Source organism: Coleofasciculus sp. F4-SAH-05 (assembly GCF_040222985.1).
GTDB classification, from domain to species: domain Bacteria; phylum Cyanobacteriota; class Cyanobacteriia; order Cyanobacteriales; family Coleofasciculaceae; genus Coleofasciculus; species Coleofasciculus chthonoplastes.
The window spans coordinates 1-16543 of sequence record NZ_JAVKBY010000129.1 but is presented as its reverse complement, the minus strand read 5'-3'; the positions used below and the strand labels follow the sequence as shown (position 1 = coordinate 16543).

Sequence of the window (16543 nt, the reverse complement as noted above, 5' to 3'; positions counted from 1 at the left end):
ACATGATAAGGTCACGTCCTCCTACACCGACCCTACGGGTACGGTTGTAGGCTTCCTTTGGGGTTCCGTTTCAGAACGACGCTTCCGGCGTTTTATAGTGGGGAATACGCAAGAGCCCACTTCTTGCTTATCGCCAGAGAAACTGTAGTTATGGAATTTAGTTTTTGCTGTCAATTTACCAGCTTTTACAGCTTTGTCAATGAAATACAAAAACAATTTACCCTTAACATTAGCTGACAACAAGCAAGTTGTCAATAATAAACTGGCGATTCATCCCACGCTCAATCGAAGATTAGAGCGTGGGATGAATCGCCGGATAAGCTAAGAAACATGCTTGGAACCTCAGTCAGGACGGGTTAGGCGACTAATGGGATCAAACCAGTTCTATTTGCGAGTCATCCCCAATCATAAATCGCAACGCTTTGGGACGCCGTGGCGCTACACTTAACTGCGCCCGTTGTCCAATCACACTGTCCACAATTCGCTGCTGTACCCCAATCACCTTCGCCCCCTGTAAAATCACACTATGCTCTAAGTCCGTATCAACCAGCGTAACCTTATCAGCTACACTACTATAAGGACCGATAAAACAATTTTCCAGATGACAATTGCTACCAATGGTCACCGGTCCACGAATTGTACAGTTGACCACCTTTGAACCCTGACCAATCTTGACTCTACCAATCACCTGGCTATTTTGATCAACCTCACCCTGGACAGCAGTTTCTAATAGGGTATCTAAAATAACCCGATTGGCTTCCAACAGGTCATCTTTTTTCCCTGTATCCAGCCACCAACCCTGTAACTGGAAGGACTCCACCTTTTTCGGCTGGTCAATCAGATATTGAATCGCATCGGTAATCTCCAACTCCCCTCTAGCTGAGGGTTGGATATTCGCGATCGCGTGGTGAACTGTGCTAGAAAATAGATAAATCCCCACCAATGCCAGATTCGAGGGTGGAACCTTGGGCTTTTCCACCAACTGCAAGACTCGCCCCTCTTCATCTACCTTAGCCACGCCAAAGGCGGTGGGATTAGGGACGGTACACAGAAGGGTTAAGGCATCTAGCTGCCGTTCGTGAAAGCGTTCGACAAATAAGCTCAAGTCACTTTGTACCAGGTTATCACCCAGATACATTAAAAAGGGCGAATCACCAAGAAACTGTTGAGCAATCTTGACCGCATGTGCCAATCCTGCAGGCTGATCTTGCCGGATATAAGTAATCTTAGCCCCAAAGCGATCGCCATCTCCAGTTTTGCTCTTAACTTCCTCTCCGGTTTCTGGACTAATAATAATCCCGATATCGGTAATCCCAGCGGCGACGATGGCTTCAATCCCATACCATAAAATTGGCTTATTGGCAACTGGTACAAGTTGTTTTGCCCCTGTATAAGTTAGGGGTCGTAGGCGCGTTCCTTTACCGCCAGAAAGAATTAGTGCTTTCATAAGAGTTGCTTAGATGGGCTGGAGTATAGATGGGAACTAAATCATTCCCCGACACCCGCCAAGAACTCAAGTTCTTGGCTTATAGCTTAAGTCGTCTAAAGACGACTATAATTTTTATCCAGTCAGCTTTAGCTGACTTTAGCTTTTAGCCTTGGGTTTAAACCCAAGGCGGTTTAATGCTTCTGATCATAAAGTTGTTTCAGCATTCGCCGCAACCCTGTGCGCCAATGGGAAGGATGATTCCCCAAAACAGCCGATATCTTCTGAGTAGAGAGAACTGAATAAGCCGGACGCGCTGCTGGTGTGGGATACTCAGCCGTAGTAATTGGTACAACCTGTTTGACCTGCAACGGGAAGCCAATCTGCTCAGCTTCCTCAAATATCGCGACAGCAAAATCATACCAACTAATCGCCCCGCTATTGGTAAAGTGATAGATACCCGTCAGAGTATCGGATTTTAGAGATTGAGCCAATTGCGCGATCGCACTTGCCAAGTCTCCCGTCCAAGTTGGTGTCCCCACTTGATCCACAACCACTCGCAGTTGGTCACGTTCCGCCCCTAGTCGTAACATGGTTTTGACAAAGTTGCCTTTCCCTTGCGCCCCATAAACCCAAGCGGTTCTGAGAATCAGGGCGCGATCGCAGTTTTTTAGCACGCCCTCTTCTCCCAATAATTTTGATTGACCATAGGCATTGATCGGATCAGGAGTATCGTCTTCAGTATAGGGCGTATTTTTTTTACCGTCGAAGATATAATCGGTGGAAACGTGAATTAGCGCCGCCCCCAACTGCTGCGCGGCTTCTGCCATAATCGTTGGAGCTTTACCATTTATAGCATTTGCCAGTTCGGTTTCGGTTTCGGCTTTATCCACCGCCGTGTAAGCAGCAGCATTAACAATCACATCGGGTTTAAATTCACCAATAACCTGGCGAATTTGATCCGGTTGAGTTAAATCCAACCCCTGGCGGTCAATCCCCATCACCTCCCCTAGGGGAACCAGGGTTTGTTGAAGTTCACTTCCCAGTTGTCCAGCAATACCTGTGAGTAAAATTCGCGTCATGGATACACTTCCGCTGTTTTCAAGGGTTGCCCTGCTTGATCTTTTGCCGATAAGATAGGTTCTGTGGTCAAATTCCAATCGATTCCCAAGTCGGGATCATTCCACAGCAACGTCCGTTCATGCTGGGGAGCATAATAATCTGTTGTTTTATACAAAACCTCAGCTATGTCGGAAACCACCAAAAAGCCATGGGCAAAACCCTGCGGAATCCAAGCCTGTCGCTTATTTTCAGCACTTAGCAGACAGCTTACCCATTGTCCAAACGTGGGAGAACTTTGCCGAATATCCACCGCCACATCTAATACTGTCCCCACGATAGCCCGCACCAACTTTCCCTGAGGTTGCTGGATTTGATAATGTAGCCCCCGGAGAACGTTTTTGACGGAACGGGAATGATTATCTTGGACAAAGGTAGCGCCTATATTGGCTTTCTCCGTAAACGCTTTCTGGTTGTAGCTTTCTAAGAAAAAACCACGCTCATCCCCAAAGACGCGAGGTTCTATAATTACAACCTCTGGAATTTTAGTCGGAATAATTTTCATTTAGCCTTCTGGAGTTATATAAGGATTAGTGCTGTTAAATTGTCGGGATACCATATCATCAAACCCAGACTTCGGAATGTTCTTTAAAGTCTATGGTAAAGACAATGATAAGTTACACCTCTAGAATAGAAGTTAATTGAATCAATTGAAAAGCTACTGAAGTTAAGAAGTATGACCCGCATTGGGGTAGTCACCATTGGCAGAAATGAAGGGGAACGACTAATTCGCTGTCTTAAATCCGCGATCGCACTCCTTCCCCAGAATACACCCATTATATACGTGGACTCTGGTTCCACCGATGGCAGCGTGGAAGCCGCTCAATCCCTGGGTGTTCAGGTGCTAAACCTGGATATGTCCCTCCCCTTTACCATGGCGCGGGGACGGAATACGGGATTTAGATACCTAATCGAACAGTTCCCAGATATCCAATATGTCCAGTTTATCGACGGTGACTGCGAACTGATCCCCGGCTGGATTGAACAAGCCATAGAAACCCTAGATAATGATGATAAATTAGCGATCGCCTGTGGACGACGGCGGGAACGATTCCCGGATGCTTCAATCTATAATCGCCTTGCTGATATGGAATGGAACACCCCTGTGGGTGAAGCCAAAGCCTGTGGTGGGGATGCCTTAATCCGCGTCAGCGCCATTCGAGAGGTGAACGGCTACAACGACACCCTAATTGGCGGGGAAGAACCGGAAATGTGTATCCGCCTACGTCAACGAGGCTGGAAAATTGCGCGTATTGATGCCGATATGACCTATCATGATGCGGCAATGCTCAAGTTTAGTCAATGGTGGAAGCGCTCCATGCGTGGGGGTTGGGCAGTCGCAGAAGGTGCGGCGATGCACGGTGATCCCCCTGAACGGTATATGATTCGGGAAAATTTGAGCGGTTGGTTGTGGGGATTTGTTCTACCTGTGACGGCTTTAAGTTTGGCTTGGGTTACATCGGGTCTGAGTCTATTATTATTTTTGGGTTACCCTGTTTTGATGTGGCGAGTGTATCGGTATCGCTGCAGTTATGGTGATTTGCCGTCCCACGCCGGATTGTATGCTCTGTTTTGTGTGTTGTACAAGTTGCCGCAAGTTATTGGGCAGATGAAATACTGGCTGATCCGATGGCGGGGTCAACAGGCAACATTGATTGAATATAAAACCTCGGTATAAGGTTTAAAGGCTAAAGCCCTTACTACAAACCTACTGAAATAGCTCGGCTAATTTTGCCGCCTCTCTCGCCGCATCATGCTGTTTCGCCACTCGTTCTGCCCCCGCCTTACCCATTTGTTCCAGCTTGTCTACCGGAAGTTGTAAGGCAGTACGCATTGCATCAGTCAAAGCGGTAACTGATCCGGCGGGTACTAACCAACCACAAACTCCTGGCTCAACCAGTTCGGGTATGCCTGCGACATAAGTGCTAATCACGGGACGAGCAAGAGCCAACGCCTCCATAATTACCACAGGTAAGCCTTCGGCAAAACTAGGGAGTACTACTACTCGCGATGCTAAAATCTGTTTCTGCACCTGATCATTACTCAGCCATCCGGTAATCTCAACCTTATCTTCTAACCCTAGCTGTGTGATCCTGTTTTCAATCTCAGGTCGTAGTTCCCCATCCCCAACCAGTACAATTTTAAAGGGTAAGCCCTCTGCCGCTAATAAACCTGCTGCTTCTATTAACAGTAGATGTCCCTTCTGTTCACTTAACCGCCCAATACATACTAAATGCGGACTTTCTGGTACAGGGATAGGAGACTGGCGCAAAAACGTTTCATCCACCCCACAATGAACAATATGAATTTTCGACCATTGTTCAGAAGGACACCAGCGATACAGTTGACTCTTGCCGAAGCTGCTAACTGCCACCACAAAAGCTGCCCGCTTAATTTTTTCCGCTAAGGAGATTGCTCCTACTTTATCAAATTCTTCGGGTCCGTGTACTGTAAAGCTGTAGGGAGGTCCGCCCAAGACGTGACACAACATTGGCACGGTGGTAGAGTTAGTGCCAAAGTGAGCGTGAACATGGGCAATGTCTGCCTCAGAAAACCACCTGAGCAACACACAGGCTTCCGCCAGATAAGCGAGATGACGCAAAATTCCTCGCTCTGATCCCCAACCGACTTGAATGGCTAGCCTTAGTGTACTCAGAAACCGAATTGGTCTGGTTATGACAACCCGGAGTAAGCCCAACAGTAAGCCCACTATGCCAATATCTAATACAATCCGGGTCTTTTCCAGCTCTAACTTGTCCCCTTCGTCAACTAACTCGGACTCACAAGAACGGATAGCGAATCGAGCAACGGGAATCCCACAGACTTCTACTCCCAGAATTTCTCGTCGGATAAAGCTGTGACTAACTTTGGGATATTGATTAACTAAATAGGCAACTGTCATTGGTTATTAGTCATTGGTCATTTTTCCTTCGTCCTTCGCCATTTAAGCTGTTCGGCATTTAAACCTTAATGTCGATAATGGCGAAATCCTTGCCGTAGTGCGAGCATCTTGCTCGCTACATTGAGCATCTTGCTCGCTACATTGAGCATCTTGCTCGCTACATTGAGCATCTTGCTCGCTACATTGAGCATCTTGCTCGCTACCCATTCCCAATTTAAATGCATGACAGCTTATTAAGGGCGGGTGCAAGTTGTTGATTTATCGGTGGGAAAGGGCGGGTTTTGTTGTTCCGTTATCGGTAAATAGCGGAATTTAGTCCCTAAACCCGCCCCTACAAAGTACCTAAACATGCCCCTACAGATTCCCTAAACCCGCCCCTACAAATGGGTGACCTTAGCTTTTCTACCGGAGGAGTCTCTACAATACAATCACGAGACGGAAACCGGAGTTTGCTCCCAACTATTATCCTGTAGGGCGGGCGGTAACCCCATAAATCCTGAACGTTTGATATGATTGGCGATAATCCCTAGTGTGGGCAAGCCAAAGGCATCTAACTGAGTGATGGTTTGCTTGACTAACGAATTCTTGGTTTTCTTAATTGCCGTCACCAGCAACAACCCATCCGTGTGCCTTGCCAGATAACTGATATCCATACAACTGGGGAACTCTGGCGTATCATAAACCACCAAATCAAATTTAGTCTTAAACTCCGCCATCAGCTCCTGCATCTGGGCTGAGGCAAACCGCCGCGTCAGATGAGGGCGGGGTTGACCTGCGGTTAATACAAACAGATTATCAGAAATCGGCGATCGCTCGATAAAATCATGAGGCATCAAATTATCTGCCAGCAAGTCACTCAACCCTTTGGCATTGGGTAAATTCAACTGCTGATGTATCTGAGGATGCATCAAGTTTGCATCCACCAACAGTACCCGTTGACCCATTTGGGCTGCGGTTTGGGCTAAGTGTAACGCCACGGTGGATTTCCCATCCCCCAACGCCGCCGATGTCACACTCAGGGAACGAATCGGGCGATCGGAAAACAGAAACCGGATACTGGTATAAATAGAATCAAAGGCTTCCACAAATGTCGCATCCGGATAACTCTGATCCCCAGTTTCTTTATCCTGCTTCGGATGCCGATTTTGATAGGCAGGAACTTCACCCAATACGGGCAAATCCGTCGCATCCTTGAGGTCTTCTGTGCTATAAAAAATATCTCGGATTTTTTCCTGGATAACCCCTAACCCTAGACCTAAGACTACTCCCCCCATCACACCCATCAATAGCAGTTTTTGAGAAGATTCAGCCATATTCATCGGATTCCCATATTGATCACGCAGGATTTGCGGTTCCGAAAGAATTTCCCACGGCAGTTTTTTTCCCGCTTCCTCAACTTGGAATGTTTCCCGCTGAGTTAAAAGTTTATTTAGCGTCTGTGTCGCCACTTCTAACTGCCGCTGGAGTTCGGTATACTCACGGATAACTGCCGGCATTTGAGCAGCTTGTTGAGCGAATGCCGTTCTTGTTTGGGCTAACTGCTGACGGCGTTCTTCTAACAGTTGAATCTGGTTCGTCGCTTCCACCAGTTGTTGAATCAGCCCCATGCGAACGGAGTTCTGAAATGTCATCACATCTGAATTATTGGTGGTAGTTTTCAGGTTCTCGCCAATAATCCGTTGGGCTTCTTGATTCAGCAGCTCCAGTAAATTCTGCCGCTGTTCCTCTAGGGCTTGCATCCGGGGATTATCCGGTGCAAAGCGGGCAGATTCAAGGGCAATTTGACTCTCTACTTCCTGAATTTTACCCTTTAACCCTTGATAACGCGGGTCTTGGCTTAAGGCGGATGAAGCGATAGCTTCCTCTGGAGATAATCCTAATTGTTGCCGCAAGTTAGTTGAGAGGGTTTTCAACTCCCGTAGCTCTTGTTGGGTGGCTCGCTGTTGATTTTCAAGATCCCGGACTTGAGCGAGTAATTCTGCCCCTTTAGATTGAGGCTCAATCAGGTCATAGCGCTCTTGAATTGCCTGAATCTGTTTCTGATAGTTATTGACGCGCTCCTGCAATTTCGGCAGTTGCTCATCGATAAATTTAACCCCTTCACTAATACTGCTCTGGCGTTCATCCAGACTATACTTTAAATATTTCTGAGCGGTTTCTTCTAAAACAAACTTGACCAGTTCCGGATCAGTTCCTTGGTAATTCACTGCCAGAATCTTAGTTTCAGAACCTCTGCCTTGTCCGACACTAACTTGTTCAATAGTTAACCCTTGTCTTAAAGCACCGACACTAAATCCCGGAAATTTCGTTTCAATTTCCCCCACCACTGGCTTGAGGACACCCACTCCCTTTAATATTTCAATCTGAGTGGGGTAATCCAAGCGAAACATTTGCTCACTCGGCACCCCACTGGTGCGAGCCAGGGAGCTAGGGTCACTTGCTCGTTCTTCATTGGTTACGGGTTCCACTAATAGACGAAATCCCCCGGCATAAATCGGGGGTTCCTTAGAACTCACATACCAAGCGGCTGCAGTCGTTAGGGTGGTCAAGCCCGCAATCAGCCAAGCTTTCCGCTTCGCTGTTCGCAACAAGGGACGCAAATTCAATCCACGTTGAGGAGTAGCGGTTACCTCATCCGTCAAATCTGCAGACAAGGGCGGATCATGTCCATCGCCCTTACCGTTTGATGAAAGTGGAGCATCCCGTTCTATTTCCATGTTGACCTCTGTCACGTTGACTGTGCCGCACCCAAACCCTTTTTTTGCAACAGTTCCTGGCACATCTATTATGCCAGACCATTGAGCCAACTGTCTCTATCTTTGGTGTCTCACACAAGACTTTTTCCCGAATGGGCTAGTCTTCTCAATCCATTTTAAATGAAACTCTAGATAACTATCAATAAAGGTTTGATAAAGTAGAGACGTGCCATGGCGCGTCTCTACTTTCAAGAGGGAATGGGGAACAGAGAATAGGTGACAGGAAGCAAGAACCCCGAACCTGTTGACAATCTTTGATGCAATTGAACACAATTGCTGTCCTGGTAGTGAGGATTTAAATTAAAACTTGGTTCACTCCGGATGAGTAAGTAGGTTGGTGGAAATAAACTTAACTAGATTAAGTTATGTAAACAAGTCTCAAACCCTTACTGTTCCCTGTTCCCTGTTCCCTGTTCCCTGTTCCCTAATCTCCACCGCTAACTTTAATTGTGTCCACCTACTCAATGGTTACTTGATGAATTCATAGTCTAAAAAGGAGCTTTGTAAATTTTGAATTTCTGTTTCAATATCAGCAACAAGAAACCGACATCATCAACAAAATATCGTTTCCACAATCGTCTCGGTTCAATTGAAAAACGATAAAACCATTCTAAGCCAATGTCACGGAGAAACTTCGGCGCTCTTTTGACGTTACCCGCTTCAAAATCGATCGTTGCACCGATTCCCATAATTATTTTAATATTGGGATTAAATTTGTTCTTATATTTACTGATAAATAATTCTTGTTTCGGTGCTCCAACTCCTACCCCCAACACTGTAGCGCCTGAATCATTAATCAATTGCAAAATTTTGTGGCATTCTTGTGCATCGTTTTCAAATCCCCATGGGGGTGAATATTCGCCGACGACGATTTTCCGACCGATTCTAGCATTGATTCTCTCTTGGGCTTTCTTGGCTACACCGGGATCAGCTCCTAATAAAAATATGCGAATATCGGGATTGTCTTTGTGATAATTGCAAAAAGCAGGAAAGACATCTGATCCTGCTAGTTTCTCTTTGAAGGGAGTTCCTAAAAATTTAGAGGCGTAAACTAAAATTTGACTATCACATATTACATAATCAGCCGCTTTATAAGCCTGTAGAAGCTGCCGATTGCTTTGTAATTGCATGAGGTGATCTACATTCGGGGTAAATACAATACCCTGCTTTAATTTCTTTAAAAACTCATCTTTATAAAAGTTATCAATATACAAGTTAAGTATTTTAACTTTTTGGCGCACCGAAAGACCGTTATCTTCACTATCTAGCGGTATTGGCATAACATCGGGTTCCGGTGTAAACTGGTTATCCTGTTGGTCTTTCATTGAGCGTGGAACTGATGATGAGTTCATAGTAGAGACAACCAATACTAATTTTAGCCTATACTCGAGTTAAATGGCTGTTGATTCAATTTAAAGAGTCTTGGCAGAAAATTAAATCTATGAGCCGACTGATGTTCAGAGGGTTAGCTGGTATTAGCTGATAACCTGTAGAAAATGCTCTACACGTCTTTGCCTTTGCCCAGAATGCAAGATTGATGGATTTCTTAACCCTATATCTGGTGGGACTCTTAGCGCAAATACGCCACCCTGGCATCCAAACCTTGCGATCGCAGTCGATGGGAAATCTCTTGAGCACCGTCACGATCGGCAAAGGAACCAGCATTGACAAATTTGCCTCGTCCAGAGTCAGCCGTAAACGCCCCCGACACATATCGTTGCACTCGGGTGAGTGTATCTCCGTTGTAAATGGGGACAACGACTACATAACGATTTTGCTCAAGTGTCGGAATTAACCCCAACGCCTGAAGCGTGTCTTGATTCGCCACGCCATCGGTAAATAGATTATTTGCCTCCTGAAACTGCTCAACGGCGTTCTGAGTTTGGAAACTATAAATGCCATCAACAGGACCTGGATCAAACCCTGCCTGTCTTAACTTTAGCTGAAGTTCAAATACATCTTGACCGCGATCGCCGGGACGCAATTCTCTAAAACTAGACGGTTGAGTCTCAATCGGAGGCGGCGGTATCACTTGTCCTCTGGTAGGAGAAAAAATATCTCCGATCGTCGGAGGAGATGGCAAGGTGCCAATCGTTTTACTGGGGGGAGGTAAAGTGCTGGAGGCAAAGGTCGAATCTAAGGGTGAAATACGGCTCAAGTTATCGAACAACACAGATTGGGTGCGTTGACCGACGATTCCATCTGGAATCAGCCCATTGCGGCGCTGAAATTGCTGGACAGCATCTGTGGTGATCGGACCAAAATACCCGGTGGGTTGCTGATCAAAATAGCCTAAGTCCTGCAAACGCTGTTGCATCTCCATGACTTGAGATCCACGACTTCCTTGCTGTAGCGTTTGGGCAACAGCTTTGTCTGTAAGTCCTAAGCTGCTGAGAATGATGGCGAATAATAGCCAGTGGAATGGTACGGGAGAAGGCTTTATCAATCGCCACTCATCCAGATTGACACTCTCTAAACCCACCTCGGCTGGGTTTTCCGACGCCCAGATAAGATTGCTATAGGCAAGGGTTTCCATAGGCCTCCTAGATAACTTTTATTGCTAGTTTATCAAGCTATCTGGAAAGATAGTAAGTCGATAAACTACCCAGACTTGCTATCGCGCTCAGTCTGGGTTTTCAGTAGCCCTGAAGTAATCAAACAGGTTAAGCTGAACATACTTGGTTGTTCTTTTTAACCTGCATGACAACCCCGTGCCTCCAGGCTGGTTTATAGACAGCCCCACAAGTGCAATGTTGTTGGCTCCATTGAAATCGGCATCCCCATGCCATCCGCAATGCCCACACTTGAAAGTCTTACCACTGCGGTAGGACTTTCCTTTTATTGGGTGAATGTGCAAGCATTTATGGCATTGTTGTGAAGTATAGGCTGGGGGAACAGGAATAACTCGAACACCAGCACCTAGCGCTTTATACTCAATAAACTGACGCAATTGATAAAACGCCCAACTATTAGAGCGTCTGCGCTCAGTCTTGCTTCTAGGCTGCTCGTTAGTTCTTTCCCTAATTCCCGTGAGGTCTTCTATAGCAATTGAGGCACTTAACTCGACGGCTTTTTTGACCACCGCCTTGGAGATACCGTGATTGAGCCATTGCTGATAGCGTCTCTCCCGACCCGACAGCCGTTTCAAGATTTCCCGGCATCTACGCCGAGTTGTCCTCGTGCCTTTCGGGGCTTTCTTTTGGAGAGATGCTCTAACCTGAGAAAACTTATCGCGAACTCGCTGAATACCTGCGCCGTCCCACTTTTCACCTTCTGTGGTTACGGCAATGTCGCGCCGTCCTAGGTCGATACCAAGAACCTTGTCGGTATCTGGCGAATCAGGCGCATCATCTTTAATTTGGATGTGTAGATAGAATTTTCCGTCGCGATGTTTACACAACTGAGCTGATGTTGGTTTTCTTCCCTTGAGTTTACCTCTCTGGTAGTTACCCACATTTAACCCAATGCGTTCCCTGTCGTGGATAGTCGCAAGACTCACAGTCCAGTCTTGCTCACGAAGCCGAAACAAGTCTTTATCGCAGTCCATACTGGTCGGGGCGAAGCTCTTAACAGGCTTACCCTTTTGCTTGGACACCTTCCGGTTAGCAGAGACTCGCGCACAAGCCCTAACCGCCATATTCGCCACAAGACCAAACTCACTTTTAATCGTGTGATAAGTCAAGGACTGAATAGCTATTTTATTGGTCAGTTTTGGATCTGTGTGTTCATTAACATAATTGCAGGCAGCAGCAAACGCCTGAAGGGTTGCCTCAATTTTGGCAACTTGTTCAGGCGTAGGTTGAAGCTTTACAACTATAGTTAGAACTTGTTTCATAACTCGATTATACCACCTATAGGGACAATAGTTAGAAATATTTCGGGGATCGACCGATGGCATTTTTCGCTATCCCCCTACGGGTTAAGCTGTCATGCATTTAAATTGGGTATTAGTAGCGAGCAAGATGCTCGCACTACAAGGATTGCACCATTATTGACATTAAGGTTTAAATGCCGAACAGCTTATCTCCGCTGCGCTACGATTGAACCCGTAGCCCCTCGCGATTTCGGTGGGAAAATTTCAAGTTAACGGTAGGGATTGTCATTCGTCATTCGTCATTCGTTGATCAGGAACTCTCTTGCCCTGCTTCCAGACGTGCCATGGCACGTCTCTACATTGCTTCCTCTGTTTCTCCTGCTCTCTAACCCCACCACAAGACTTATTCAGCAGACCCTATAGTAATCCCGATCGCTCGATCAGAACAGCAGACAGCGCTGCTATGCCTGTAATTGTCAAGGCTAATAGAGGGTGTTGACCCTGACTCACGGCAAACGAGGTGACGATTCCAGCACCCAACGCGGCGGTAACTAAGGCAGTCCAGATATCTTTATTCGTGTTTTTGTGGTACATGCGTATTTTTCGTTAACGAACTTTACAACGATTCAGACAGGTTTTCTCACCGTACCACTCTCTTTTCTTGAACTGAAGTCTCTGCTAAATTATTGCAATCAAGGTTTAAATTTAGCTACGTTTCTTAATATAATCTTGATGTTGCACAATTTTGATGGATGATAGTGATGACTTCTATCAAATCCGGTTAATCATTGCCCATATATTCTTGCCCAGGCAGTCCAGCAATTGCCAGACATTGAATTTGCCTGTAATGATGTGTATTCAATCAGACATGATCCTTAACCCGATGAGGAGTGACCCAAATGAGCCAAATTAGCCCGTGGAGAAAGTCATACTAAGTTGCAGTCTAAGGTAAAATCTGTCATGCTGAGCAGAATGCAGTGAAACGGAATGACGCTCGCGCATCTGTCCAGATTCTTCGCTTCGCTCTCCAATGACATGATAGAACGCAACTTGGTATCAGCCGCACTTTTGGTGTTAGGATTTACTGTGGCAGAAGGTTTAACTGCAACGGCTAGTGTAGCCGTTGGCAGAGAACCAACTCCGTTGGTGACCACTTGGGTTCATGCCACGGAGAATGTAGAACGTAATACTTATAGAAACCTTTTAAACTATCAACGTAGAACATTCACGTCAACCTTACCTTCCCAGACAAATTCTTTTCTGCTTACTCAAGGGTTGATCGGGCAATGTCGGGCGGCGGCGCGGTCAATTTTTATCTACGCGGAACGTTCAACCGCTAATCCAATTCGCGCCTTACAAGCCGATGAACAAGTCATCCTGGCTGAAGCGAGTGGTAGGAATGGTTGGATTGCGATTGGTTCTCCGATTAGTGGATTTGTCCAGGCGAAAGATCTCAAGCCTTGCGCGGGGAATCCTGGGACTACACCCCCACCCACACCACCTAACCGTTGTCGCCGAGTAATTTATGAAGAAGATGAAGGGTTAGCGATTCGGGAAAGTCCCAACACGAATTCAGCGAGAGTGGGTGGCGTCTTCTTTGGCGATCGCGTCACTCTTTCTGAACCACCCCAGTTTAGATTAGATGACGCTGGACGTGAATGGGTGAGGATTATCACCCCAACTTCTGGCTGGCTATCCAATGGATTTCCGCAACTGGGTGATATTAATCTTAAAGCGTGTTTCTAGTCATTGGTTGATGGTTCATTGTCATTTATCATTTCATCGGGGCGGGTTTAGTTACCTATGGGTGCTAAGGAAATGATAGTAGTAAAACCCGCCCCTACAAACCATGCTATTGAGGGAAGCACAGGGTCAAAATACAGACGCGCCATGGCGCGTATCTACACTTATTCGACTCGCTCAACATTTCCCGCCTTGACCCAACCTTCTTGTTCACTACCCGACAAGCGTACTCTCTGCCATTTTTTATCATCGCTTTCTTTGAGGATGATAATTTCCTGGTTGTAGGCTATGCCACCAATACGATTGGCATTGAGACTGGGAGAATCGCGCAGGCTTAATCCTTCGGGCCACGTTACCCGCGCCTCATACGCGCCCGGGGGTAATTCTTCAGGTTCTGGGGATTCACTGGGAGTGGGACTCGGACTGGGTTTTGGCTTCTGGGCAGATTGAGCGGGTTTCTTCGCCGCATCAGGGGATTTAACTGGTGACTTGGCTTGTTGTTCTTCGGCAAAAATGGGTTTAGCTGGATTGACTGATAATTTTGTGAAAAAGTAATAGGCGACGGCACCACCCCCCGCCAATAATATGGCAATACCTAGAATAAATCCGATAAAAAACTTGGCAATACCTGATAATCTCATAGCGTTTATTATTGGTTATTTGTCATTATTTGTCAAATAGTTATCGCACTCAAAGATTAGTTAGGGCGGGTTTTCAAAGCTTAGTTAGGGCGGGTTTTGTACAAACGTTACTATCAAGATAAAAAAGAAAGTCCCTAAACCCGCCCCTACAGACACGCCAGGTTGTTTGAGCGAAGCGAAGGGTCAAAATTCAAAACTCAAAACTTTTAAGCTAAGACGCATTTAAATTGTGTATTCCCTGTTGCCTGTTGCCTTTGAGCGATTGAGGTACCTAACCTAAATACCGAACAGCTTATTGCAGTTGACGCTGAATCCGACTGCTTAAACGATTATCTCTAGACGCCATCCGTGCTTTTCCCGCCGCTGCCCAGTCTTTGAGAAATTGAATTTGTTCTTGGGCGGTACGGGCTAGGGGAACGATTTGGCTGGCGGCTTCTACTATATCATCGGTGGTAAAATCTCGATTTTGACTAAAGCCAATGTGCATGGCTTCGATCAGGGTTTGTTCAATTTCTGCGCCGGAAAAGTCGGGGGTTTCATAAGCGAGTCGTTCTCGATCATAGTTTTTGAGGTTATGAGGGCGCAGTCGCCCTAAGTGCAGTTCAAAAATCGCTTGGCGTTCGTCTTGAGAGGGTAAGCCGACAAAAAAGATTTCATCAAATCGCCCTTTCCGCAGCATTTCCGGTGGGAGGGCTTGGATATTATTGGCGGTGGCGACGACAAACACGGGGGATTTTTTCTCGGCTAACCAGTTGATGAACGTACCAAACACCCGACTGGCGGTACCGGAATCGCCTTTGGATTCTACTCCGGCAAAGGCTTTGTCAATTTCATCAATCCAGAGAATACAGGGGGCTAAGGCTTCAGCCAGTTGAATCATTTGGCGGGTGCGGGATTCGGATTCGCCGACTAAGCCGCCGAATAAACGCCCGACATCTAAGCGTAATAGGGGAAGATGCCAATGGTGGGCGATCGCCTTAGCGGTGAGTGATTTTCCGGTTCCTTGTATTCCGACTAACAGCAAGCCACGGGGATGGGGTAATCCATATTGTCGGGCGCGTTCGGTAAAGGCACCGCCTCGGCGCAGCAGCCAGTCTTTGAGGTTATCTAAGCCGCCAATATCGGAAATTCGTTCACTGGTGGGATAGTAGTCTAAGATTTGGGTTTGGCGAATCGATTGGCGTTTTTCCTCTAACACCATTTCCACGTCATCGGGTTGGATTTGCCCCTGCGCCGCGATCGCTCTGGCTAAGACTCGGCGTATCCGTTCTAAGGATAACCCTTGACAAGAACGCACGAGTTCATCTAGAACTTTGTCGCTGAGGGATTGGCTGGTGGCGGCAACTAAGCGGCTAATTTCGGCTTTGATTTCCCCAACATCGGGTAGGGGAAACTCTTGTACCGTCAGCACTTCGGTTAAGTCTGGGGGGATGGCGACTTGGGGGGTAACAATGACGAGGTTTTTCGGCTGGGATTTGAGGAGTCGCGCCAGGTTTTTCAGTTTGCGAGAAACGGAGATATCGTCTAGAAAGCGGTGAAAGTCTCTCAGGATAAAGATAGAAGGGGCGTTGGCGGGGATTTTCTCGACAAACTCTAAAGCCTGTAAGGGATTACGGCGTCCAAACCCTTGATCATTGGGGTTCCCTTGATAGCCATCGACAAAATCCCACAGATAAACCGCCCGTTCACCCAACCGTTGAGCCGCCTGTGCGATCGCGACTTCGGCTCGTTCTTCTTCCAGGGTGGGGATGTAAATTAGGGGATAGCGGGCGCGTAGCAGCAGCTCAAACTCATCATTAAAACTCATGGGGTTTTGACGGGAAATGCAACAACTTGAACAGACCCCAACTAATTGCAAGCAATCTAGTTGGGGATTCTCTCCTGCTGTTACCACGAAGAGCCGCTGTTCTCGGTGAATACCAGGAACTTCTGCCTTGGCACTCCTCCCTGCTATTTCTACTAGGGAGCTAAGACTAAAAAAGCCTTATGAACGCACTAAGATTTTTACCCAGTCGATGCGTTATTGTAACAAATAATCTCTACTGGAACCCCTAATCTTAAGTTTTCTAGGTTCTGTAGGTCGTGCCGAACAAATAAATGCCGCCGTACCTGTCGGAATTCTACCAAAATTGTTAGTGTTTC

The 16543-nt window shown here is 46.6% G+C and carries 14 protein-coding genes; 2 read left to right on the top strand and 12 right to left on the bottom strand.

Going from position 1 to position 16543, the window contains the following annotated elements; all coding sequences use genetic code 11:
* Positions 1-373: 373 nt before the first annotated feature.
* The 3 genes from RIG27_RS15850 to rfbC all read right to left on the bottom strand — a co-directional run bounded on the left by RIG27_RS15850 (position 374) and on the right by rfbC (position 3050).
* Positions 374-1447, bottom strand: coding sequence for a glucose-1-phosphate thymidylyltransferase (locus tag RIG27_RS15850; RefSeq protein WP_446346681.1), 1074 nt, complete (start codon positions 1445-1447; stop codon positions 374-376).
* A 173-nt stretch (positions 1448-1620) separates the two neighbouring features.
* Positions 1621-2508 carry a dTDP-4-dehydrorhamnose reductase gene (rfbD, locus tag RIG27_RS15845; protein ID WP_446346679.1) on the bottom strand — a complete coding sequence of 296 codons (888 nt, stop codon included), beginning with the start codon at positions 2506-2508 and terminating at the stop codon, positions 1621-1623.
* Positions 2505-3050: a dTDP-4-dehydrorhamnose 3,5-epimerase gene (gene rfbC, locus RIG27_RS15840; protein WP_446346677.1), complete on the bottom strand. Its 546-nt coding sequence runs from the start codon at positions 3048-3050 to the stop codon at positions 2505-2507. The genes rfbD and rfbC overlap by 4 nt, the downstream gene beginning before the upstream one ends.
* Before the next feature lie 171 nt (positions 3051-3221).
* Between rfbC and RIG27_RS15835 the strand changes: the two genes are divergently transcribed.
* Positions 3222-4223: a glycosyltransferase family 2 protein gene (locus RIG27_RS15835; protein ID WP_446346675.1), complete on the top strand. Its 1002-nt coding sequence runs from the start codon at positions 3222-3224 to the stop codon at positions 4221-4223.
* Positions 4224-4253: 30 nt separating this feature from the next.
* Here RIG27_RS15835 and RIG27_RS15830 read toward each other — a convergent pair whose 3' ends face one another.
* The 7 genes from RIG27_RS15830 to RIG27_RS15800 form a co-directional block, all read right to left on the bottom strand.
* Positions 4254-5447 carry a glycosyltransferase gene (locus RIG27_RS15830; protein WP_446346673.1) on the bottom strand — a complete coding sequence of 398 codons (1194 nt, stop codon included), beginning with the start codon at positions 5445-5447 and terminating at the stop codon, positions 4254-4256.
* Positions 5448-5489: 42 nt separating this feature from the next.
* Positions 5490-5654 carry a hypothetical protein gene (locus RIG27_RS15825; RefSeq protein WP_446346671.1) on the bottom strand — a complete coding sequence of 55 codons (165 nt, stop codon included), beginning with the start codon at positions 5652-5654 and terminating at the stop codon, positions 5490-5492.
* A 221-nt stretch (positions 5655-5875) separates the two neighbouring features.
* On the bottom strand, positions 5876-8254 hold the full coding sequence (locus RIG27_RS15820) for a GumC family protein (RefSeq protein WP_446346669.1): 2379 nt from the start codon (positions 8252-8254) through the stop codon (positions 5876-5878).
* A 437-nt stretch (positions 8255-8691) separates the two neighbouring features.
* The gene (locus tag RIG27_RS15815; protein ID WP_446346667.1) at positions 8692-9528 is read right to left on the bottom strand and encodes a WecB/TagA/CpsF family glycosyltransferase; all 837 of its coding nucleotides are present in this window, start codon (positions 9526-9528) and stop codon (positions 8692-8694) included.
* Positions 9529-9773: 245 nt separating this feature from the next.
* The gene (locus RIG27_RS15810) at positions 9774-10739 is read right to left on the bottom strand and encodes a peptidoglycan-binding domain-containing protein (RefSeq protein WP_446346665.1); all 966 of its coding nucleotides are present in this window, start codon (positions 10737-10739) and stop codon (positions 9774-9776) included.
* Between the two features lie 87 nt (positions 10740-10826).
* Positions 10827-12038 (bottom strand): RNA-guided endonuclease InsQ/TnpB family protein, encoded by a 1212-nt coding sequence (locus RIG27_RS15805; RefSeq protein WP_446346663.1) that lies wholly within the window; start codon positions 12036-12038, stop codon positions 10827-10829.
* Between the two features lie 396 nt (positions 12039-12434).
* The gene (locus RIG27_RS15800) at positions 12435-12611 is read right to left on the bottom strand and encodes a hypothetical protein (RefSeq protein WP_446345150.1); all 177 of its coding nucleotides are present in this window, start codon (positions 12609-12611) and stop codon (positions 12435-12437) included.
* A gap of 441 nt (positions 12612-13052) precedes the next feature.
* On the opposite strand from RIG27_RS15800, the gene RIG27_RS15795 reads away from it, so the two are divergent.
* Entirely contained in the window at positions 13053-13763 is a 711-nt protein-coding gene (locus RIG27_RS15795) for an SH3 domain-containing protein (RefSeq protein ID WP_446346661.1), read from the top strand.
* A 161-nt stretch (positions 13764-13924) separates the two neighbouring features.
* On the opposite strand, the gene RIG27_RS15790 is transcribed toward RIG27_RS15795, so the two are convergent.
* Positions 13925-14401 carry an SH3 domain-containing protein gene (locus tag RIG27_RS15790; RefSeq protein ID WP_446346659.1) on the bottom strand — a complete coding sequence of 159 codons (477 nt, stop codon included), beginning with the start codon at positions 14399-14401 and terminating at the stop codon, positions 13925-13927.
* A 292-nt stretch (positions 14402-14693) separates the two neighbouring features.
* Positions 14694-16208, bottom strand: coding sequence for an AAA family ATPase (locus RIG27_RS15785; RefSeq protein ID WP_446346657.1), 1515 nt, complete (start codon positions 16206-16208; stop codon positions 14694-14696).
* Positions 16209-16543: the final 335 nt, after the last annotated feature.

Bases quoted from the DNA above. Each gene is read 5' to 3' on its own strand.
- RIG27_RS15850 (WP_446346681.1), bottom strand. From the start codon at position 1,447: ATGAAAGCACTAATTCTTTCTGGCGGTAAAGGAACGCGCCTACGACCC.
- rfbD (WP_446346679.1), bottom strand. From the start codon at position 2,508: ATGACGCGAATTTTACTCACAGGTATTGCTGGACAACTGGGAAGTGAA.
- rfbC (WP_446346677.1), bottom strand. From the start codon at position 3,050: ATGAAAATTATTCCGACTAAAATTCCAGAGGTTGTAATTATAGAACCT.
- RIG27_RS15835 (WP_446346675.1), top strand. From the start codon at position 3,222: ATGACCCGCATTGGGGTAGTCACCATTGGCAGAAATGAAGGGGAACGA.
- RIG27_RS15830 (WP_446346673.1), bottom strand. From the start codon at position 5,447: ATGACAGTTGCCTATTTAGTTAATCAATATCCCAAAGTTAGTCACAGC.
- RIG27_RS15825 (WP_446346671.1), bottom strand. From the start codon at position 5,654: ATGGGTAGCGAGCAAGATGCTCAATGTAGCGAGCAAGATGCTCAATGT.
- RIG27_RS15815 (WP_446346667.1), bottom strand. From the start codon at position 9,528: ATGAAAGACCAACAGGATAACCAGTTTACACCGGAACCCGATGTTATG.
- RIG27_RS15810 (WP_446346665.1), bottom strand. From the start codon at position 10,739: ATGGAAACCCTTGCCTATAGCAATCTTATCTGGGCGTCGGAAAACCCA.
- RIG27_RS15805 (WP_446346663.1), bottom strand. From the start codon at position 12,038: ATGAAACAAGTTCTAACTATAGTTGTAAAGCTTCAACCTACGCCTGAA.
- RIG27_RS15800 (WP_446345150.1), bottom strand. From the start codon at position 12,611: ATGTACCACAAAAACACGAATAAAGATATCTGGACTGCCTTAGTTACC.
- RIG27_RS15795 (WP_446346661.1), top strand. From the start codon at position 13,053: ATGATAGAACGCAACTTGGTATCAGCCGCACTTTTGGTGTTAGGATTT.
- RIG27_RS15790 (WP_446346659.1), bottom strand. From the start codon at position 14,401: ATGAGATTATCAGGTATTGCCAAGTTTTTTATCGGATTTATTCTAGGT.
- RIG27_RS15785 (WP_446346657.1), bottom strand. From the start codon at position 16,208: ATGAGTTTTAATGATGAGTTTGAGCTGCTGCTACGCGCCCGCTATCCC.